The 18505-nt window shown below is 55.9% G+C and carries 20 protein-coding genes; 11 read left to right on the top strand and 9 right to left on the bottom strand.

Annotation, left to right across the window (positions count from 1 at the left end):
* Positions 1 to 7: 7 nt before the first annotated feature.
* From nrdE to ACOT0L_RS02665, 4 genes are all read right to left on the bottom strand, one after another.
* The gene (gene nrdE / locus ACOT0L_RS02650) at positions 8 to 2152 is read right to left on the bottom strand and encodes a class 1b ribonucleoside-diphosphate reductase subunit alpha (protein ID WP_126502714.1); all 2145 of its coding nucleotides are present in this window, start codon (positions 2150 to 2152) and stop codon (positions 8 to 10) included.
* Positions 2125 to 2535 carry a class Ib ribonucleoside-diphosphate reductase assembly flavoprotein NrdI gene (nrdI, locus tag ACOT0L_RS02655; protein WP_022649128.1) on the bottom strand — a complete coding sequence of 137 codons (411 nt, stop codon included), beginning with the start codon at positions 2533 to 2535 and terminating at the stop codon, positions 2125 to 2127. Before nrdI ends, nrdE begins: the two co-directional genes overlap by 28 nt.
* Entirely contained in the window at positions 2532 to 2771 is a 240-nt protein-coding gene (nrdH, locus tag ACOT0L_RS02660; protein ID WP_017382770.1) for a glutaredoxin-like protein NrdH, read from the bottom strand. The genes nrdI and nrdH overlap by 4 nt, the downstream gene beginning before the upstream one ends.
* A 243-nt stretch (positions 2772 to 3014) precedes the next feature.
* Entirely contained in the window at positions 3015 to 3341 is a 327-nt protein-coding gene (locus tag ACOT0L_RS02665; RefSeq protein ID WP_017382769.1) for a DUF883 domain-containing protein, read from the bottom strand.
* Positions 3342 to 3499: 158 nt separating this feature from the next.
* Here ACOT0L_RS02665 and ACOT0L_RS02670 point away from each other — a divergent pair, with 158 nt between their 5' ends.
* Positions 3500 to 3844, top strand: coding sequence for a DUF2002 family protein (locus ACOT0L_RS02670; protein ID WP_006811693.1), 345 nt, complete (start codon positions 3500 to 3502; stop codon positions 3842 to 3844).
* A 32-nt stretch (positions 3845 to 3876) separates the two neighbouring features.
* Here ACOT0L_RS02670 and alaE read toward each other — a convergent pair whose 3' ends face one another.
* Positions 3877 to 4326, bottom strand: coding sequence for an L-alanine exporter AlaE (alaE, locus tag ACOT0L_RS02675; RefSeq protein WP_022649127.1), 450 nt, complete (start codon positions 4324 to 4326; stop codon positions 3877 to 3879).
* 497 nt (positions 4327 to 4823) lie between these two features.
* Between alaE and stpA the strand changes: the two genes are divergently transcribed.
* Positions 4824 to 5228 carry a DNA-binding protein StpA gene (gene stpA, locus ACOT0L_RS02680; RefSeq protein ID WP_022649126.1) on the top strand — a complete coding sequence of 135 codons (405 nt, stop codon included), beginning with the start codon at positions 4824 to 4826 and terminating at the stop codon, positions 5226 to 5228.
* A gap of 37 nt (positions 5229 to 5265) precedes the next feature.
* Here stpA and ACOT0L_RS02685 read toward each other — a convergent pair whose 3' ends face one another.
* Both ACOT0L_RS02685 and ACOT0L_RS02690 read right to left on the bottom strand, forming a co-directional pair.
* On the bottom strand, positions 5266 to 5445 hold the full coding sequence (locus ACOT0L_RS02685) for a hypothetical protein (protein ID WP_006811690.1): 180 nt from the start codon (positions 5443 to 5445) through the stop codon (positions 5266 to 5268).
* 82 nt (positions 5446 to 5527) lie between these two features.
* Positions 5528 to 6046 (bottom strand): rhodanese family protein, encoded by a 519-nt coding sequence (locus ACOT0L_RS02690; RefSeq protein ID WP_126502715.1) that lies wholly within the window; start codon positions 6044 to 6046, stop codon positions 5528 to 5530.
* Between the two features lie 179 nt (positions 6047 to 6225).
* On the opposite strand from ACOT0L_RS02690, the gene ACOT0L_RS02695 reads away from it, so the two are divergent.
* The gene (locus tag ACOT0L_RS02695) at positions 6226 to 6384 is read left to right on the top strand and encodes a YqaE/Pmp3 family membrane protein (protein WP_003862203.1); all 159 of its coding nucleotides are present in this window, start codon (positions 6226 to 6228) and stop codon (positions 6382 to 6384) included.
* Here the strand turns inward: ACOT0L_RS02695 and ACOT0L_RS02700 are convergent.
* A complete protein-coding gene (locus ACOT0L_RS02700; protein ID WP_032625925.1) occupies positions 6381 to 7310 on the bottom strand; it encodes a LysR substrate-binding domain-containing protein in 930 nt (309 codons plus the stop codon). The two genes, ACOT0L_RS02695 and ACOT0L_RS02700, sit on opposite strands and share 4 nt — an antisense overlap.
* A 320-nt stretch (positions 7311 to 7630) precedes the next feature.
* On the opposite strand from ACOT0L_RS02700, the gene ACOT0L_RS02705 reads away from it, so the two are divergent.
* The 6 genes from ACOT0L_RS02705 to ACOT0L_RS02730 all read left to right on the top strand — a co-directional run bounded on the left by ACOT0L_RS02705 (position 7631) and on the right by ACOT0L_RS02730 (position 15227).
* Positions 7631 to 8236, top strand: coding sequence for an ankyrin repeat domain-containing protein (locus ACOT0L_RS02705; protein WP_126502716.1), 606 nt, complete (start codon positions 7631 to 7633; stop codon positions 8234 to 8236).
* Positions 8237 to 8344: 108 nt separating this feature from the next.
* Entirely contained in the window at positions 8345 to 9886 is a 1542-nt protein-coding gene (gene fdrA / locus ACOT0L_RS02710; protein ID WP_126290834.1) for an acyl-CoA synthetase FdrA, read from the top strand.
* Positions 9886 to 11301, top strand: coding sequence for a DUF1116 domain-containing protein (locus ACOT0L_RS02715; RefSeq protein ID WP_023298441.1), 1416 nt, complete (start codon positions 9886 to 9888; stop codon positions 11299 to 11301). Before fdrA ends, ACOT0L_RS02715 begins: the two co-directional genes overlap by 1 nt.
* Before the next feature lie 11 nt (positions 11302 to 11312).
* Positions 11313 to 12893, top strand: a complete 1581-nt coding sequence (locus tag ACOT0L_RS02720; RefSeq protein ID WP_022649120.1) for a hypothetical protein — start codon at positions 11313 to 11315, stop codon at positions 12891 to 12893.
* Complete coding sequence (locus tag ACOT0L_RS02725) at positions 12890 to 13846, top strand: carbamate kinase family protein (protein WP_023306797.1); 957 nt, start codon at positions 12890 to 12892, stop codon at positions 13844 to 13846. The genes ACOT0L_RS02720 and ACOT0L_RS02725 overlap by 4 nt, the downstream gene beginning before the upstream one ends.
* 1 nt (position 13847) lies before the next feature.
* Entirely contained in the window at positions 13848 to 15227 is a 1380-nt protein-coding gene (locus ACOT0L_RS02730) for an amidohydrolase family protein (RefSeq protein ID WP_126502717.1), read from the top strand.
* Positions 15228 to 15245: 18 nt separating this feature from the next.
* On the opposite strand, the gene ACOT0L_RS02735 is transcribed toward ACOT0L_RS02730, so the two are convergent.
* A complete protein-coding gene (locus tag ACOT0L_RS02735) occupies positions 15246 to 16166 on the bottom strand; it encodes a LysR substrate-binding domain-containing protein (RefSeq protein ID WP_023323646.1) in 921 nt (306 codons plus the stop codon).
* A gap of 215 nt (positions 16167 to 16381) precedes the next feature.
* On the opposite strand from ACOT0L_RS02735, the gene ACOT0L_RS02740 reads away from it, so the two are divergent.
* Both ACOT0L_RS02740 and ACOT0L_RS02745 read left to right on the top strand, forming a co-directional pair.
* Positions 16382 to 17713: an MFS transporter gene (locus tag ACOT0L_RS02740; RefSeq protein WP_058676724.1), complete on the top strand. Its 1332-nt coding sequence runs from the start codon at positions 16382 to 16384 to the stop codon at positions 17711 to 17713.
* Between the two features lie 36 nt (positions 17714 to 17749).
* Complete coding sequence (locus ACOT0L_RS02745) at positions 17750 to 18499, top strand: SDR family NAD(P)-dependent oxidoreductase (protein ID WP_126502718.1); 750 nt, start codon at positions 17750 to 17752, stop codon at positions 18497 to 18499.
* Positions 18500 to 18505 lie beyond the last annotated feature (6 nt).

Genomic DNA, 18505 nt, shown 5'->3' on the forward strand with positions numbered 1-18505 from the left:
TTTCTCCTTACAGCGCGCAGGACACGCAGCCTTCAATTTCGGTACCTTCCAGCGCGAGCTGGCGCAGGCGAATGTAGTACAGCGTTTTGATGCCTCTCTTCCAGGCGTAGATCTGCGCTTTATTGATATCCCGCGTGGTGGCGGTGTCCGGGAAGAAGAGCGTCAGCGACAGCCCCTGGTCCACATGTCTGGTCGCCTCGGCGTAGGTATCAATGATCTTTTCCGGGCCGATCTCATAGGCGTCCTGGTACAGAGCCAGATTCTCGTTAGTCATAAACGGGGCAGGGTAGTAGACGCGTCCGGTTTTGCCTTCCTTGCGGATTTCAATCTTCGACACGATCGGATGGATGCTCGACGTGGCATGATTTATATAGGAAATGGAGCCGGTTGGCGGCACCGCCTGAAGGTTCTGGTTATAAATGCCGTAGCGCATCACCTCTTCACGCAGCTGTTGCCACATCTCACGCGTCGGCAGGGTGATGCCAGCGCGGACAAACAGCGCGCGTACTTTTTCGGTTTTCGGCTGCCAGTCGCCTTCCAGATACTGGCTGAAATACTCTCCGCTGGCGTAGCGGGACTGCTCAAAGCCTGCGAACCGCTGGTTGCGTTCGCGCGCCAGCATCATCGAGGTATGCAGCGCATGCCAGGTGATGGTATAGAAATAAAGGTTGGTGAAATCCAGCCCTTCCGGGCTGCCGTAGGCGATACCCTCCCGCGCCAGATAGCCGTGCAGGTTCATCTGCCCAAGGCCGATGGCATGCGACGCGGCGTTGCCCGCCTCAATGGACGGTACGCTGCGGATGTGGCTCATGTCCGATACCGCCGTCAGCCCGCGAATGGCGGTCTCTACCGTGCGGCCAAAATCGGGGGAATCCATGGTGTGGGCAATATTCAGCGAACCGAGATTGCAGGAGATATCTTTGCCGATATCCGCGTAGTCGAGGTTCTCGTCGTAACTGGACGCGCTGTTGACCTGCAAAATCTCCGAGCACAGATTGCTCATGTTGATGCGCCCGGCAATCGGGTTGGCGCGGTTCACCGTATCCTCGTACATGATGTACGGGTACCCGGACTCAAACTGAATTTCGGCAAGCGTCTGGAAAAAGTCGCGGGCGTTAATGTATTTCTTACGAATGCGCTCGTCCGTCACCAGTTCGTCATACAGTTCGCTGATGGCCACATCGCCAAAGGCTTTGCCGTAGATACGCTCGACGTCATACGGCGAGAAAAGCGCCATGTAGGCATTTTCTTTGGCCAGCTTAAACGTGATATCCGGGATCACCACGCCGAGCGACAGGGTTTTAATGCGGATCTTTTCGTCGGCGTTTTCACGTTTGGTATCCAGAAAACGCAGAATGTCCGGATGATGCGCGTGCAGATAAACCGCGCCCGCGCCCTGACGTGCGCCAAGCTGGTTGGCGTATGAGAAGGCATCTTCCAGCATCTTCATCACCGGGATGACGCCGGAGGACTGATTTTCGATGCGCTTGATCGGTGCGCCCGCTTCCCGCAGGTTCGAAAGCAGAAATGCCACGCCGCCGCCGCGTTTCGAAAGCTGTAGCGCCGAATTTACCGCACGGCCAATCGACTCCATATTGTCTTCAATACGCAGCAGGAAGCAGGAGACCAGCTCGCCGCGCTGGGCTTTGCCGCAGTTAAGGAACGTTGGCGTGGCGGGCTGGAAGCGGCCAGAGAGGATCTCCTCCGTCAGTCTTTCGGCCAGGGCTTCATCGCCCTGCGCCAGCGTCAGGGCTACCATCACCACCCGATCTTCAAAGCTTTCTAAATAGCGTTTGCCGTCGAAGGTTTTCAGGGTGTAGCTGGTGTAATACTTCCACGCGCCGAGAAACGTCTGGAAGCGAAAACCGCTGGCGTGCGCCCGTTCAAACAATGCCACCGCGAAGGCGCGGTCGTAGCGGGTCAGGACGCGCTCTTCGTAATAACCCTCTTTTACCAGCCAGTCGAGACGTTCCTGCTGGCTGCCAAAGACGACGCTGTTCGGGCGTACATGAGCGGCAAAAAAGGCGTCCACCGCCTCACGATCTTTGCCAAACTGAATGCGCCCCTCCCGGTCATAGAGGTTTAGCATGGCGTTTAATGCATGGTAATCCGGCGTCGCCTGAATCACGCGCTCTGCGGTTGTCGTTGCCAAAATTCGTTCACTCCTTTACGCACGTTCTCTACGTCCTGCTGTGTCCCCATCAGTTCAAAACGATAGAGATACGGCACGCCGCATTTTTGAGAGATGACATCCCCGGCGCGGGCAAAGGCCTCGCCGAAGTTGCGATTGCCTGCCGCGATCACGCCGCGAATCAGCTGCCGGTTATGGGGATCGTTCAGAAAGCGGATCACCTGACGAGGCACAGCCCCCGCGGTGCCGCCACCGCCATAGCTGGGCACTACCAGAATGTAGGGTTCGTCTACCTGAATACGCTCCCGCTCGTTCAGCGGAATGCGAATCGCGGGCAGCCCGAGACGCTCCATAAACCGAAGCGTGTTTTCCGAGCTGCTGGAAAAGTAGACCAGCCTGCTCATGCACTGACGCCCTGAGCGGCAAGGCGGTTGATCATGTCCGGACGAAAGCCAGACCAGCTGGTGTCGCCGGCAACCACAACCGGAAGCTGACGGAAACCCTGCGCCCGCAGGGTGTCTGCCGCGTCAGGCACCTGATCTATATTGACCATCTCAAATGCCACGCCGCGGCTCTCCATCGCCCGTTTCGTGGCGTGGCACTGAACACAATCGTTACGAGTGTAAATAATAATGCTCATGATTCGTATTTCCATTTAGAATGAGAGAACGGCGCGAGTAAACGCGTCATGTGGTGTCTGTCTTGCTAAAGGGAATACTAGATGTAGTTGAGATAACTTTCAACCACACAAGATATGGGAAATTCAGATTGATAAGGCCCCAACGATGAGCCTGGCGGGGCAGGGCGAACTGCGCGGGTTTTTCAGGCTTTCAGGCAAATAAAAGCCCCGGCGCCTGAGGCTACCGGGGCTGAAAACGCGTGCTTACTTACGCAGGCTAAGCAGGGCGCCGACAAAAATCCCGACTGCCGCGACCGTTCCCAACGTACACAGCGGTTTCTCTCGTACGAAGGTGGTGGCGCAGCTTGCCATATCGCAGGCCGCCTGAGTGGTACGTGAGCGGCCATTCATCCTTGCTCGCGTTTCACGCAGCAGAGACTGAGCCTTACGTTTCGCGGCATCTGCTTCGTCCTTCGCGTCAGAGCCCCAGGATTTCAATACGGCTTCCAGCGTGTCCGCTAATTGGCTGACATCGTTACGAATATCCTGGGTGTCGTCGTTAATATCGTTTCGGTTCGGTCTGTTAAACATACGATCCTCCATAATTTGTGTTCCCGTTTAGTTTAGTCCAGAAATGTAATATCTGAAGCGAGTCACGGCTTATCGGGCAGTTTATGGAATATTCTGAAAGCCCTGCTAATGCTGAATACTGTAAGGTTGCCCGGCAGGTATGATAATGAGGAAAAGATATGTATTTACGACCCGATGAGGTGGCGCGCGTTCTTGAAAAAGAAGGGTTCACCATGGATGAGGTAACATCAAAAGCGTACGGATATCGCCGTGGTGAGAATTATGTTTACGTCAACCGTGAAGCAAGAATGGGGCGTACTGCTCTCATTATTCACCCGACACTCAAAGACAGAAGCCTGTCATTTGCTGAGCCCGCCTCGGATATTAAAACCTGCGATCATTATCAGCAATTTCCGCTCTATTTAGGCGGCGAGACGCATGAACATTATGGTATTCCGCACGGTTTCAGCTCGCGTATGGCGCTGGAGCGTTTTCTGAAAGGGCTGTTTGGCGACGTACAATAACTCAGCGACTGGCATGAGCCAGTCGCCTTATCTTACGCTTTTGCCTGGCTATAAGGGCTGACTTTAAACAGGCGGCGGCAGTAGTCAAGGAAGTAACCGTACACCGCACCCATCAGCATAGATACCACGATATTTGAACTTACCGCGGCGGCGATTTGATGCCAGTCTGCGCCCACCGTCAGCAAAATAACCACATACACCGGGGACTGGAACGTCACGTAAGCCAGCACGTCCGCCAGGTTTTTTACCCAACCTGCCGGGCTAATACGCCGGGCGAAACGCATCACCGCATCGCGATACATTCCGTACGGCCAGGCAATCATGATATTCACCGGAATGGCCACCAGGCGCGATGAGAGGGACTGCTCAAAGGTCATTCCGGACAGGAAAATTTCAATCAGCATGTTTACGACGGAACAGTAAACGACCATCGCGAACGTATCCGCTACCGCATGGCGCAGGCGAGACTGCGGTGAGAACATGTCTGAACTCCTCGAACAGGACAAAAAAGTGGCGTTTTTACCTGCGGCGTTTAGTGCTTTAGGTTGGTTTGTTTTGAGTGTATAGCGTATCCCTCTGGCTTTTAACTAACAAGTAGTGATTAATTTTTATTTATGGGCGCTTTGTCGATAAAATTCTCTAAAGTTGGCTGTTTTTTGTGCGAGTCGTTATTTTCTTTCCCATTCACCGTTTTATTAAACGAAATCAAACTATTAGCTTATCTGAGCAAGCGTATAACGTTTGTTATTCGGAGGATGCCGGGCGGTTTTTTGAACGGCATTAAACAGGGATTTTTGACCAGGTGCAGGACGGAATATTACGCATTAAAACTGACAGGTTATTCGGGGTTATATTAACGGGATATTCTAAAACATTTACAATAATGTCAAAACGACAGAGTGGGTAGATATCAGAACAAAAATCAATTATTCTGTTGCCTGATTTATGTTATAAACACGAAGAAAGGTTTCTCATTATTATGGCTTTAACTTTACAGAATCTTAATAATATCCGTACGCTCCGGGCGCTGGCGCGTGAATTATCCATGGATGTTCTGGAAGAAGTGCTGGAAAAAGTTCGGATTGTCACAGAAGAAAAACGCAGCGAGCAGGCTGAATTAGAGCGCCAGCGCGCTGAACAGCAGGATAAAATTAATGCTCTGCTGGAACTGATGAAGGCAGACGGTATTTCCCCGAGCGATCTGTTAGGCGGAGAACTGGCTCATGCGGGCCAGCCGGCTAAAAAACGTAAAGCGCGTGCGGCGAAATATCGTTTCATCGACGCGAACGGTGAAGAGAAAACGTGGACCGGTCAGGGACGTACGCCAAAGCCAATTGCGAACGCACTGGCAAACGGTAAATCGCTGGACGATTTCCTGATCTGATGATTATTCGGGCGGTATATTCCGCCCGATTATTGACTTAGCAGACGCCAAAGTCACCTTCTTCGGAGTACAGAACTACGTCCGCCGCTTTCAGGTGATATTTCTCGCCCTGCTCATTGCTGGCCTGCACGGCCACAATGTTTTCACCATTTACTTCGAGCACTTTCAGTTTCGGACCGCCCTGACGCGGTTGGACATAATCACCGACAGAAAACATAGCACCTCCTCATCATTGTCACGATCTTCACCATAGCCCACGTCCGGGGCGGGGTACAGCCTAATCTTTCAGATACCCCTTATCAGGTACGTCGGTTCCACGGCATCACTTTCAGCAGTCGCGCCATACCGCAAAAACCTGTCACTCCGGCGAACAGCAGCCCGGCGCCCACAAAACCGCTTAGCAGGAAAAAGCCGCTGGAGACGCTGTAACCCAGCACCACGCCGCAGAGAATCAGCAGCCCGGCGGCGATCTGCACCTGACGCATCAGCGGAAGTGGCTGCGATTTATCTTCAACGGTCAGCAGCCCGGCTTGCTTCCAGCCCTGAATGCCTCCCTCAACCACAAAGGCGTTCGCAGGGGACGCTGCCTGGGCAAGACGAGCATCATTGTTTGCGGTTCTTGCGCCAGACTGACAGTGGAAAATCACCGTTTCTCCCGGCGCTGCGTTAAGCCCGCCGGGTAACGAATCCAGCGGAATGGAGTGCGCCGCTGGAATATGCTCGCGGGCATACTCGTCGGGGTCGCGAATATCGATAAGTTTGGCGCCTTCAGCAATAAGCGCGTTTGCCTGCTGCGGCGAAATAAGAGGAAGAGACATTGTGTTTCCTTACGGTCAATTTCAGAACAGTAGAGCATTTAAGGCAGGGTTTCAGCCAGTGTAAAGAGGGTAAAGGCAGGTAAAAGCGCGAGAGACGAATGGCAGTTACCCGTAAACTGGCTACGCTTAGAGAAGTGTCTTTTATAATTTTCAATTGGTTAGCTTGCACGGAGTTATTTATGGGTTTTTGGCGCGTTGTTTTTACGATTATTCTCCCGCCGCTGGGCGTGCTGCTTGGCAAGGGACTGGGCTGGGCGTTTATCCTGAACATCCTTCTGACCATCCTGGGTTACTTCCCGGGTCTTATCCACGCGTTTTGGGTTCAGACGAAAAGCTAGGTACGCCACAATAGATCACTGTAGATCCGGGTCAGCGCGCCCTCGGGGCCAAACTGCTGTTTGATCCAGCGCGTGACCTGACCGGTCGCCGCATGCTGCGTGGCGAGCAGCATGCGCGAGTCCTGGCGCGGATTATTGATTCGCCGCTTTACCAGCAGCCCGTCCTCCACCGCCTCACGCGTCATATACTCCGGTAAAAATCCAATACCCTCCCCCAGGATCTGACACTGACACTTGGTGTTAAAGTCCGGTACCAGAATCGCCTCCTGACCGTGAAGCAGCCAGCCGACCTTCTTGTTGATGGTATGCGCGGTGTCCTCGACCATGATATTGGGATACAGACGCAGCTGACTTTCGGAAATGGGCTCCGGGGCGAACGCCAGCGGATGCGTGGGCGCGATGGCAAATACCCAGCGGATCGCGCCTATCTCGGTGTAATCGATGCCTCCGCCATCCAGCAGCGTATCCGGCGCGCCAATGGCGATGTTGGCCTGATTATTAATGATGGAATCCCAGACGCCGTTATACACCTCGGTCGTCACCGTGATTTGGCAGGTAGGAAACTGTTTTTTCAGCACCTGGAGCAAACGCGCGGTATGGCGTGGCGTATACAAAAGCTGATTAATGCAGATGCGCACCCGCGTCTCAATGCCCTGCGAAATGGTATCAATCCCGCGCTTGATGGCATGAAAGTCATTCAGCAGGTCGGTCGCTTTACGATAAAAATAAAAACCGGATTCGGTCAGCTCAATGCTGCGCGTGTTGCGTACAAACAGCACCACGTCCAGCCCGGTCTCCATACGTTTGATGGTGTAACTGATGGCGGAAGTGGTCACGCCCAGCTCGGCAGCCGCTTTGCTAAAACTGCCAAAGCGTGCCGCGGTGGTGAAGGCCAGCAAATTCTCTTCGGTAAAGATGGAATTCATATTATGGCTCCTGGTTACCATCAGTTTTGAACATATTTTAACACCGGCGTTACATCATAGTTGATGTCGGTCACAGTTCTGGATTTTTACGTAGGGCCGCGCTGTGTAAGGCTTTTTCATTCATAAGGATAATGCAGCCCGAGGCGCGTAAAAGCGGTAAACCATAAGAAAAAGGTTGCACAGACGCACGTTTTTGCCGGACTGTTGAATTTAACTCAACAATGAATTGCGTGTCGATGAATCATTTTTAAGCGGATTCTTTTATGACCAGGCTGTTGCTATTCTCAGGTCATCAGAAGTGAAACATAGGGAGTCTGAATATGTCTGCAACTGCACTGGTTACAGAATTTTTGCTGGCGGCAGAAGAGGGTAATATCGACGCGCTAAAAGCCTGCCTGGAAAAAGGCGTGGATATTAACGCGACCAACCGACAGAAAAGAACCGCCATTATTATTGCCAGCCTGAAAAAGCATTACACCTGTGTGGAATTTTTAATTTCCGCCGGGGCGGATATTGATAAACAGGACCAGACCTGTTTTAACCCCTTCCTGATCGGCTGCCTGACCAATGATTTAACCCTGCTGCGCATTGTCCTTCCGGCGGATCCGGATCTCGACCGTCTGACGCGCTTTGGCGGCGTGGGCATTACCCCTGCCAGTGAAAAAGGGCACGTTGAAATCGTGCGCGAGCTGCTGGAAAAAACCGACATTAACGTCAACCACACCAATTTTGTCGGCTGGACGCCGCTGCTTGAGGCCATCGTGTTAAACGACGGCGGCGCAAAGCAGCAGGAAATTGTGAAGCTGCTGCTGGATCACGGCGCGAATCCGCACATGACTGATAAATACGGCAAAACCCCGCTCGAACTGGCGCGGGAAAAAGGCTTCAACGCGATCGCAGACCTGCTGCTGGCAGCAGGCGCATAGCGCATTCGGTCAGCCTTCCCCTGGCTGGCCGTGAATCAAAAAACGCATTGTTACCGACGTGCATTTAGCACGACGGCGGCCCCCTTTTATCTTAAACAGGTGAAAATAATGCCAACCAAAATCGTCATAAAAAAGAATACGTATTTCGATTCGGTTTCCTTAATGTCGGTTTCCACCAAAGCCAATAAATTGCCGGGCGTCGAGCAGGCGTTTGTGGCGATGGCGACGGAAATGAACAAAGGGGTATTAAAAAACCTCGGGCTATTAACGCCGGAATTAGCGGACGCGAAAAACGGCGACCTGATGATCGTTATTAAAGGCGACGCGGCGAATGAGGAAACCCTTGCCGCCATTGAAGCGTTATTCACGCGTAAAGAGAGCGCTGGCTCCCATGAAGCACGCTACGCGACAATTGCCAGCGCCAAAACCCATCGTCCGGACAGCAACCTTGCGGTGATATCCGTCAACGGCACCTTCGCCGCCCGCGAAGCGCGCCAGGCACTGGAAAACGATCTCAACGTGATGCTGTTTTCCGATAATGTGTCGCTCGACGACGAGCTGGCGCTGAAGCAGCTGGCGCATGACAAAGGATTGCTAATGATGGGGCCGGACTGCGGCACCGCCATTATCAACGGCGCGGGGCTGTGCTTTGCCAACGCGGTACGTCGCGGGCCGATTGGCATCGTTGGTGCCTCCGGCACCGGTAGCCAGGAGTTGAGCGTGCGCATTCACGAGTTCGGCGGCGGCGTGTCGCAGCTGATCGGCACCGGCGGGCGCGATCTCAGCGAGAAGATTGGCGGCCTGATGATGCTCGACGCCATCGACATGCTGGAGGCGGACGACGCGACCCGGGTGATAGCGCTCATCTCCAAACCGCCTGCACCCGCGGTGGCAGAGAAGGTGCTGGCCCGGGCACGCGCCTGCCGCAAACCTGTGGTTGTGTGCTTCCTGGGCCGCAACGAACCGCCAGCCGATGAAGACGGCTTGCAGTTTGCTCGTGGCACCAAAGAGGCGGCCCTGAAAGCGGTGCTGCTTACCGGCATTAAAAAAGACTCCCTGAATTTACATCCCCTCAACTGGCCGCTGATCGAAGAGGTGCGCGCCCGCCTGACGCCGCGGCAGAAGTACATTCGCGGCCTGTTCTGCGGCGGCACCCTGTGCGACGAAGCGATGTTTGCCGCGCTGGAGAAGTTTGACGATGTTTACAGCAACATCCAGCCGGATCCGGCCAGGCGTCTGAAGGACATCAGCGTCAGCCAGGCCCACACCTTCCTTGATTTCGGTGACGACGATTTCACCAACGGCAAACCACACCCGATGATCGACCCGACCAACCGCATCAGCCGCCTGCTACAGGAGGCGCGCGATCCGCAGGTGGGCGTCATCGTGATGGACTTCGTGCTGGGCTTTGGCGCACACGAGGATCCGGTGGGGGTGATGATCGAGGCGATCAAAGAGGCACAGGCAATCGCGAAAGCCGACAACCGTCCGCTGGAAATTCTCGGCTACGTGCTCGGCACCGATCAGGATCCGCAGTCGCTGGCCCAGCAGTGCCAGCTGCTGACCGACGCAGGCGTCATCTGGGCCAGCAGCAGCACCAATACCGGATTACTGGCACGCGAATTTGTCTGCAAAGGGGAGAGAGCATAATGACGACCTTATTCAACCAGCCGCTGAACGTGATTAACGTCGGGATTGCGATGTTCAGCGACGACCTCAAAAAACAGCACGTTCCCGTGACCCAGCTCGACTGGACGCCGCCGGGGCAGGGCAATATGCAGGTGGTGGACGCGCTGGATCGGCTGGCGGAAAAACCGCTGGCGGAGAAAATTGCCGCCGCGAACAACATTGCCCTTGAACGCATTATTCAGTCCCATCCGGTGCTGGTGGGCTATGACCAGGCCATCAACGTGGTGCCGGGCATGACTCGCACCACCATTCTGCATGCCGGTCCGCCTGTTACCTGGGAAAACATGTGCGGGGCGATGAAGGGCGCGGTTACCGGCGCGCTGGTGTTTGAAGGGCTGGCGACGGATCTGGAGGACGCCGCAAGGCTGGCGGCTTCAGGGAAGATCACCTTCTCGCCGTGCCACGAGCACGACTGTGTGGGCTCTATGGCGGGCGTCACCTCCGCGTCGATGTTTATGCACATCGTTGAGAACAAAACCTACGGCAACCGCGCCTTCACCAACCTCAGCGAGCAGATGGCGAAGATCCTGCGCATGGGGGCCAACGATCAGAGCGTGATCGACCGCCTGAACTGGATGCGCGACGTGCTCGGCCCAATGCTGCGCGACGCGATGAAGATTATCGGCGAAATCGACCTGCGCCTGATGCTGGCCCAGGCGCTGCACATGGGCGACGAGTGCCACAACCGCAACAACGCGGGCACCACGCTGCTTATTCAGGCGCTGACGCCGGGGCTGATCCAGGCGGGCTATCCGGTGGCGCAGCAGCGTGAAGTGTTCGAGTTTGTCGCCAGCAGCGACTACTTCTCCGGTCCGACGTGGATGGCAATGTGTAAGGCCGCGCTGGATGCCGCCCACGGCATTGAGTACAGCACCGTCGTCACCACCATGGCGCGCAACGGCTACGAGTTCGGCCTGCGCGTCTCCGGCCTGCCGGGGCAGTGGTTCACCGGCCCGGCGCAGCAGGTGATCGGCCCGATGTTCGCGGGCTATAAGCCGGAAGACTCCGGGCTGGATATCGGCGACAGCGCGATTACCGAAACCTACGGCATCGGCGGCTTTGCGATGGCGACGGCACCGGCAATCGTGGCGCTGGTGGGCGGCACGGTGGAGGAAGCCATCGATTTCTCCCGCCAGATGCGCGAAATCACTCTCGGCGAAAACCCGAACGTCACCATTCCGCTGCTGTCGTTTATGGGCATCCCGTCCGCCATCGACATCACGAAGGTCGCGGGCAGCGGCATTCTGCCGGTCATTAATACCGCCATTGCCCATAAGGACGCCGGTATCGGCATGATTGGGGCGGGCATCGTTCACCCGCCGTTTAGCTGTTTTGAAAAGGCGCTGTTAACCTTCCGCGATCGCTACGTTCTATAAGGTATGCATCCATGAAAAACATGAAACTGGAGTGGAAAAGAGGTGACTGGGCAGCTTATTTCGGGTTGATGACCAACAACCTGACCAATTTGCTGACCATGATGGGGTTGCTCATTTTTGTCGTCGGCATCCCGAAGGAGATTGTTTATGGACGCATCGCGCCAGCCTTCGGGCTGGCGGTGCTGGTGGCGAGTCTTTGCTATACGTGGTTTGGCCTGCAAATGGCGCGCGCCACCGGACGAACGGACGTCACCGCGCTGCCGTCCGGCCCGAGCGCGCCGTCGATTTTTACCGTGACCTTCCTGGTCTTAATGCCGGTTTACCAGCAAACCGGCGATGCGGATTTCGCGATTCAGATTGGCCTGGTGTGGTGCTTTGTGGAAGCGATGATCCTCGCGGGCGGTTCCTTCCTGGGGGAAACCATCCGTAAGATGATCCCGCGTACCGTGCTGCTGTCGTGCCTGTCCGGTCTTGGCCTGCTCCTGCTGGCGATGAACCCGATGTTGCAGGCGTTCGAAGCGCCGACCGTGTCGTTTATCGTCCTGCTGCTGATCTTCATTAACTGGTTCGGTAAAAAGCCGATTTTCGCCCGCATCCCGACCGGCCTGCTGCTGTTGATTGCCGGTACTCTGCTTGCGTGGATCTCCGGACTGCAAAGCCCGGATGCCATTAAAGCGTCCATGTCATCCTTCGGCTTTAACCCGCCGGAAGTGCATGTGGACAGCTTTATGCAGGGGTTGCCGCACGCGCTGCCGTATCTGGCGTCCGCCGTACCGCTGGGGCTGGCGAACTACATCTTTGACCTGGAGAACATCGAAAGCGCCCATGCGGCGGGGGATGAATACCCGACCCGCAAGGTAATGCTGGCGAACGGTCTGGCCTCCATGCTCGGCTGCCTGATGGGCAATCCGTTCCCGGTCACGGTCTACGTCGGCCATCCTGGCTGGAAAGCGATGGGCGCCAGCATCGGCTACACCCTGGCGTCCGGCGTGACCATGTTCATCGTGCCGCTGTTCGGGCTGGGGGCCTTTATGCTCGCCATCATACCGATGACCGCCATAGTGCCGATTCTGGTGTTTATCGGCGTTGTCACCGCCAACCAGGTGGTGAGGGAAACCCCGAAAGTGGAGGTGCCCGTCATCTTCATCTGCCTGTTCCCGTGGATCGCCAACTGGGCGCTGACCATGATGAACAGCGTGATGAGCGCGGCGGGGACCAGCGCGGCGAAAATTGGCACCGACGTGCTGCACAGCAAGGGGATCTACTACGAAGGCCTGATGCATCTCGGCAACGGCGCGCCGCTCGCCAGCATGCTCTGGGGCTGTATCGCCATCTTCGCCATCATCAACAAACCGCTACGCGGGGCCGTCGCCGCCGCAGGAGGCGCGCTGCTGGCGCTGTTTGGCGTGATCCACGCCCCGGTGGTGGGCTTTGCCGAGGGCAGTTCCCTGATGTTCGTCACGGCCTACCTGATGATGGGCGGGATGTTTGTGGTGAAGCATGTTCTCGATATCTCTGTTAATCCCCCTCTCCCAGTGGGAGAGGGCCAGGGTGAGGGCGCCAGAACGCACCTTCTAAAGGAAACAAAATGAAAGAGCTTATGGTCGTTGCCATCGGCGGCAACAGCATTATCAAAGACAACGCCAGCCAGTCGATTGAGCATCAGGCGCAGGCGGTCAAAGCGGTGGCTGAGTCGGTGCTCGAAATGCTGGCCTCGGACTATGACATCGTGCTCACCCACGGCAACGGCCCTCAGGTGGGGCTGGATCTGCGCCGCGCCGAGATCGCCCACGAGCGGGAAGGGCTGCCGCTGACCCCGCTGGCAAACTGCGTGGCAGATACCCAGGGTGGGATCGGCTACCTGATCCAGCAGGCGCTCAACAACCGCCTGGCGGCGCGCGGGGAACAAAAAGCGGTCACGGTCGTCACGCAGGTGGAGGTGGATAAAAATGATCCTGGCTTTATGCACCCGACGAAACCCATCGGCGCGTTCTTCAGCGAGGCGCAGCGCGACGAACTGCAACTTGCGCATCCGGACTGGCATTTTGTCGAGGATTCAGGCCGGGGCTATCGCCGCGTGGTGGCTTCACCGCAGCCGCGGCGCATTGTCGAGGCGGACGCCATCAAGGCGCTGACGCAGAAAGGATTTGTGGTGATCGGCGCGGGCGGCGGAGGCATTCCTGTGGTGCGCAGTGACCAGGGCGATTATCAGAGCGTGGACGCGGTGATAGATAAAGATCTCTCCACCGCGCTGCTGGCGCGCGAGATCGGCGCCGACGTGCTGGTGATCACCACCGGCGTGGAGAAAGTGTGCGTTAACTTCGGCAAGCCGAACCAGCAGGCGCTGGATACCGTCAACGTGGCGCAGATGACGCGCTACAGGGATGAAGGCCACTTCCCGGCGGGCAGCATGCTGCCGAAAATCGTCGCTTCGCTGGAATTTTTACGCCATGGCGGCAGGCGCGTGATCATCACCTCGCCGGACTGCCTGCCCGCAGCGCTGCGCGGTGAAACGGGTACCCACATTGTTAACGAAGGAAGATAAGATGAGTGAGAATAAAAGCCGCCGCGAGTTTATTAGCCAGAGCGGTAAAATGGTTACCGCCTGCGCGCTTTTTGGCGCCACGGGTTCCGTCGCGTATGCTGCCGATTCTGCTAAGGCAACCTGCGTGACGGGTAAACCGATGAACATCACCGCAAAACATTACTATCTCGACAACGTGCTGCTGGAAGCCGGGTTTAACTTCGACGGCAGCGTGGTGACAAGTACCCGCACCGAGCTGAAAACGCTTGAGATAAAAGACGGGAAAATCGTCGCCCTGCGCGATAACAACAGCCACGCCGACGCGGCCCTGCCGCACTTCGACGCGGGCAAAAAGCTGATGCTCCCGGCGATGCGCGACATGCACATCCATCTGGACAAAACCTTCTATGGCGGCCCGTGGCGCTCCCTGAACCGTCCGGCGGGTACCACCATTCAGGACATGATCCGCCTGGAGCAGAAGCTGCTGCCGGAATTACAGCCTTACACGCAAGAACGCGCCGAAAAGTTGATCGACCTGATCCAGTCCAAAGGGTCCACCATCGCCCGCAGCCACTGCAACATAGAGCCGGTTTCCGGCCTGAAAAACCTGGAAAATTTGCAGGCGGTACTGGCGCGCCGAAGCCCAGGTTTTGACTGTGAAATCGTTGCCTTCCCGCAGCACGGTCTGCTGCTCTCCAACTCTGAAAAGCTGATGCGCGAGGCGATGCAGGCCGGAGCGCACTACGTGGGCGGGCTGGACCCAACCAGCGTCGACGGCGCGATGGAGAAATCCCTCGACACCATGTTCCAGATTGCGCTGGATTACAACAAAGGGGTGGATATTCACCTGCACGAAACCAGCCCGGCGGGCGTGGCGGCGGTGAACTACATGGTAGAAACCGTGGAGAAAACGCCGGAGCTGAAGGGGAAGCTGACCATCAGCCACGCCTTCGCGCTGGCGACGCTTAACGAACAGCAGGTGGATGAGATCGCCACCCGCATGGCGGCGCAGCAGGTGACCATCGCCTCCACCGTGCCAATTGGCACCCTGCACATGCCGCTGAAGCAGCTGCGTGAAAAAGGCGTGTTTGTCATGTCCGGTACCGACAGCGTGATTGACCACTGGTCCCCGTACGGTCTGGGGGACATGCTGGAGAAAGCCAACCTCTACGCCCAGCTCTATATTCGCCCGAACGAACAGACGCTTTCGCGGGCGCTGGGCATCGCCACCGGCGACGTGCTGCCGCTGAACGACAAAGGTGAGCGCGTGTGGCCTAAAGCGCAGGACGACGCCAGCTTCGTGCTGGTGGATGCCTCCTGTTCCGCCGAGGCCGTGGCGCGTATCTCTCCGCGTACCGCGACGTTCCACAAGGGGAATCTGGTCTGGGGCACGGTCGCCTGACGCCACGTTGGGGTATCGCTACAGGTGATACCCCGACAATCGCAACTCACGGTCAATCCACTCGACGAACTGCTGGATCTTCCACGCGCGTTCGTTCATGTGCGGCATCACCAGATGGTGCGCGTTGATGGCGATACCCATTTCATCAGGCAGCACCTGCACCAGCGAGCCATCCTTCAGGTGATCGGTAGCCATCATTTTGCTCTCCAGAATAAACCCAAGCCCCATGCGCGCCGCTTCAAAGCTCATGTAGGAGCGGTCGAAGCTGAGGCTGAAATTAAGCCAGGGCCTGTCGATATTGTGCCAGGCGAACCATTTCTCCCAGTTCACCAGAGTGCTGGTGGACGAGATAAGCGATTGTTGCAGCAGATCGGCGGGCGTGCTGATGGGATGCTCTTCTGCATAGTCCGGCGAGGCCAATACCACCAGCGTGTCGTTTTTAATGGTCATCACCCGGTAGGCGTCCCAGTCCGGAATACCGTGACGGATATCAATGTCGATATTATCTCTGGCGAACTGTAGGTTCTCATAGGAGCAGGTGAGATTGATGGTGATATCAGGATATTCGGCGCGGAATCTGCCCAGACGGCGCAACAGCCAGGACAGCCCGAAGGTGGGGGAAGAGTGCACGCGAAGCACAGCATTGTCTTTTTCTTTCACGATTTGATCGGTGGCGCGCCCGATGGCGCTCATCGCCGCCGAGACCTCCCGCAGATATTTTTCTCCCGTCGGGGTGAGTTGAACCCCTTTGCCGCTGCGGATAAATAATTTCTTGCCCAGCCACGATTCCAGCGACGCGATCTGGTGGCTTACCGCCGAAGGCGTGACGTTGAGCTGTTCCGCCGCCTGATGGATGCTCAGGGCGTTAGCAACGGCGATAAACGCCTGCAAATTTCTGAGCGAGGGCAGCGATAACGTCTGGCGATCCTGCGCGGACATGGCCTACTCCTTACACGATAATTGATAAAAAACATAACATTGAGACTGCGAGCGGGCAATTTTATCCCGATGTTATTTTTTTGAGCTGTATCGCGAATCAAATTTATCTCAGCAATAAATGAGCTTTATTGAATGGCGTTTCATGGGTGAGCCGATATATTGACGTTGAACGCAATAATAAAACGACTCACGGTGTTCGAATAATGAGGTAAGTTATGTCTCGTATAGAACAAGCTGTCCCCTACATAAAGACTAAAAAAACCAATTACCGTTTCGTTGTGCTGGCATTAATTTTTATTGTTTATGCCATTAACTATGCTGACCGAACAAATATTGGTGCAGTACTGCCGTTTATCATTGACGAATTTCATATCAATAATTTCGAAGCCGGTGCCATCGCCAGCATGTTTTTTTTGGGATACGCCCTGAGCCAAATTCCTGCGGGCTTTTTTATTGCCAAAAAGGGAATTCGCGGCATGGTGGCACTGTCGATATTCGGCTTCTCTGCCTTTACCTGGCTGATGGGCACCGCAACCTCGGTTCTGGGCCTGAAGTGTATCCGCCTGGGGCTGGGGTTAACAGAGGGGCCGTGCCCGGTCGGGCTGGCCTCCACCATCAATAACTGGTTTCCGCCAAAGGAGAAGGCCACTGCCACGGGCGTCTACATCGCCGCCACCATGTTCGCGCCCATCCTCGTGCCGCCGCTGGCAGTGTGGATCGCCATGACCTGGGGCTGGCGCTGGGTCTTCTTCTCCTTTGCGATCCCCGGTCTGGTCATTGCCGTCCTGTGGTATCTGCTGGTACGCACCAAGCCGTCCGAGAGCGCATTCGTCTCGAAAGCGGAGCTGGAGACCATTACCGCCGGTCAGGAGACCCCGGACGCCAGACAGGAAAATATCGTGATTTCACCAGGCTTTGCACGCCTCGATCGGCTGATCCGCGTGCGGGAATTAGCCCCGGTAAGCACGGTGAAAGGGCTGTTTACCTCGAAGAATATTCTCGGCGACTGCCTGGCCTATTTTATGATGGTCAGCGTGCTGTACGGACTGTTGACGTGGATCCCGCTCTATCTGGTGAAAGAGAAAGGCTTTACGTTTATGAGCATGGGGCTGGTCGCCAGCATGCCGTGCATCGGTGGATTTATCGGTGCGATTTTTGGCGGCTACGTCTCCGACAAACTGCTCGGCCGCCGACGTAAACCGACCATGATGTTTACCGCCATCAGCACCGTTTTAATGATGGTTATTATGCTGAATATTCCGCAAAGCACCGTCGCGGTTTGCGTCGGGTTATTTTTTGTCGGCCTCTGTCTGAATATCGGCTGGCCCGCTTTTACGGCTTATGGAATGGCTGTTGCGGACAGTAAAACCTATCCGATTGCCGCGTCCATTATCAATAGCGGCGGTAATCTCGGCGGATTTGTTTCCCCGATGCTGGCAGGTTATCTGCTGGATAAAACAGGTAGTTTTAATTCCGTGTTTATTTATTTCGGTATTTGCGCAGCCATTGGCTTAATTATGATTATGCTGCTGGAAGAACCGAAATAAAACATTAAATCTCTCTTGTCCGAATGGAGTAAATGTATGCTACTGAAAAATAAAGTCGCCGTTATTACCGGCGCGGCTTCCGTACGCGGTTTGGGTTTCGCTACGGCGAAATTATATGCTGAACAGGGTGCGAAAGTGGTGATTATCGATTTAAACGCTGAAGCCAGCCGGGCTGCCGCCGCGAGCCTGGGCGACGAACATCTGGGCCTTGCGGCGAACGTCAGCAATGAATTACAGGTTAATGCCGCCATTGAGCAGGTGCTGGGGAAATACGGGCGCATCGATATTCTGGTGAATAACGCCGGCATAACTCAGCCGATCAAGCTGATGGATATCAAACGCGAAAATTACGATGCGGTGCTTGACGTCAGCCTGCGCGGCACGCTGCTAATGTCCCAGGCGGTTATTCCCACTATGCGCGCGCAAAAGTCGGGCAGCATCGTCTGCATTTCATCGGTATCGGCCCAGCGCGGCGGCGGCATCTTTGGCGGCCCACACTACAGCGCTGCAAAAGCGGGTGTGCTGGGGCTGGCAAAAGCCATGGCGCGTGAGCTGGGGCCCGACAATGTGCGCGTAAACTGCATCACGCCGGGTCTTATCCAGACGGACATTACCGCAGGCAAGCTGAGCGATGATATGAAAACGTCCATTCTGGCGGGCATTCCGCTTAACCGCCTCGGAGACGCGCAGGATATTGCCCGCGCCGCGCTGTTCCTCGGCAGCGACCTCTCTTCTTACTCCACCGGTATCACGCTCGACGTGAACGGCGGGATGCTGATCCATTAAGGAGAT

The sequence above is a fragment of the Enterobacter cloacae complex sp. XAL002 genome (assembly GCF_049236805.1).
Taxonomy (GTDB): Bacteria; Pseudomonadota; Gammaproteobacteria; order Enterobacterales; family Enterobacteriaceae; genus Enterobacter; species Enterobacter intestinihominis.

Coding starts and splice junctions, on each gene's coding strand:
- ACOT0L_RS02690 (WP_126502715.1), bottom strand. CDS start 6,046: ATGTCTCTTCCTCTTATTTCGCCGCAGCAGGCAAACGCGCTTATTGCT.
- ACOT0L_RS02745 (WP_126502718.1), top strand. CDS start 17,750: ATGCTACTGAAAAATAAAGTCGCCGTTATTACCGGCGCGGCTTCCGTA.
- ACOT0L_RS02735 (WP_023323646.1), bottom strand. CDS start 16,166: ATGTCCGCGCAGGATCGCCAGACGTTATCGCTGCCCTCGCTCAGAAAT.
- ACOT0L_RS02695 (WP_003862203.1), top strand. CDS start 6,226: ATGGGTTTTTGGCGCGTTGTTTTTACGATTATTCTCCCGCCGCTGGGC.
- nrdH (WP_017382770.1), bottom strand. CDS start 2,771: ATGAGCATTATTATTTACACTCGTAACGATTGTGTTCAGTGCCACGCC.
- ACOT0L_RS02665 (WP_017382769.1), bottom strand. CDS start 3,341: ATGTTTAACAGACCGAACCGAAACGATATTAACGACGACACCCAGGAT.
- ACOT0L_RS02730 (WP_126502717.1), top strand. CDS start 13,848: ATGAGTGAGAATAAAAGCCGCCGCGAGTTTATTAGCCAGAGCGGTAAA.
- alaE (WP_022649127.1), bottom strand. CDS start 4,326: ATGTTCTCACCGCAGTCTCGCCTGCGCCATGCGGTAGCGGATACGTTC.
- stpA (WP_022649126.1), top strand. CDS start 4,824: ATGGCTTTAACTTTACAGAATCTTAATAATATCCGTACGCTCCGGGCG.
- nrdI (WP_022649128.1), bottom strand. CDS start 2,535: ATGAGCAGGCTGGTCTACTTTTCCAGCAGCTCGGAAAACACGCTTCGG.
- ACOT0L_RS02725 (WP_023306797.1), top strand. CDS start 12,890: ATGAAAGAGCTTATGGTCGTTGCCATCGGCGGCAACAGCATTATCAAA.
- ACOT0L_RS02700 (WP_032625925.1), bottom strand. CDS start 7,310: ATGAATTCCATCTTTACCGAAGAGAATTTGCTGGCCTTCACCACCGCG.
- ACOT0L_RS02670 (WP_006811693.1), top strand. CDS start 3,500: ATGTATTTACGACCCGATGAGGTGGCGCGCGTTCTTGAAAAAGAAGGG.
- fdrA (WP_126290834.1), top strand. CDS start 8,345: ATGCCAACCAAAATCGTCATAAAAAAGAATACGTATTTCGATTCGGTT.
- ACOT0L_RS02685 (WP_006811690.1), bottom strand. CDS start 5,445: ATGTTTTCTGTCGGTGATTATGTCCAACCGCGTCAGGGCGGTCCGAAA.
- ACOT0L_RS02720 (WP_022649120.1), top strand. CDS start 11,313: ATGAAAAACATGAAACTGGAGTGGAAAAGAGGTGACTGGGCAGCTTAT.
- ACOT0L_RS02705 (WP_126502716.1), top strand. CDS start 7,631: ATGTCTGCAACTGCACTGGTTACAGAATTTTTGCTGGCGGCAGAAGAG.
- ACOT0L_RS02715 (WP_023298441.1), top strand. CDS start 9,886: ATGACGACCTTATTCAACCAGCCGCTGAACGTGATTAACGTCGGGATT.
- ACOT0L_RS02740 (WP_058676724.1), top strand. CDS start 16,382: ATGTCTCGTATAGAACAAGCTGTCCCCTACATAAAGACTAAAAAAACC.